The organism is Dellaglioa sp. CoH-56-MRSF-11, from assembly GCF_056782135.1.
This window is the reverse complement of record NZ_JBXAYE010000185.1, coordinates 1-229: the sequence shown is the minus strand read 5'-3', so window position 1 is coordinate 229 and position 229 is coordinate 1. Positions and strand designations below refer to the sequence as shown.

The 229-nt window shown below is 52.8% G+C and carries 1 protein-coding gene; it reads left to right on the top strand.

The window, feature by feature from the left end; translation table 11 throughout:
* Positions 1–218 (top strand): hypothetical protein (locus AC1RPT_RS08320; protein WP_481763079.1); only part of this gene is annotated, 218 nt, incomplete at its 5' end.
* Between the last annotated feature and the right edge of the window lie 11 nt (positions 219–229).

The following is a 229-nucleotide window of genomic DNA, read 5'->3' as shown; positions in this document are numbered from 1 at the left end:
GAGAAATCAAGGCCGGTCTTGGTTATGCTATGTGGAAGCATAACCAGTTTAAGTTTAGCGCCGAACGCTACGATTGTGATACGCCGATCGTGCATCTGGAAATCCAGTTCGGAGTGGAAGGAAAGTCAACGGCCGTTACCTATCTCACGGACGGCGCGGCCCGAGACCTGATCGACCGATTGGAGCGTGCCTTACGCGTACTCCCGACTTCGAAATAATTGTTGACCGC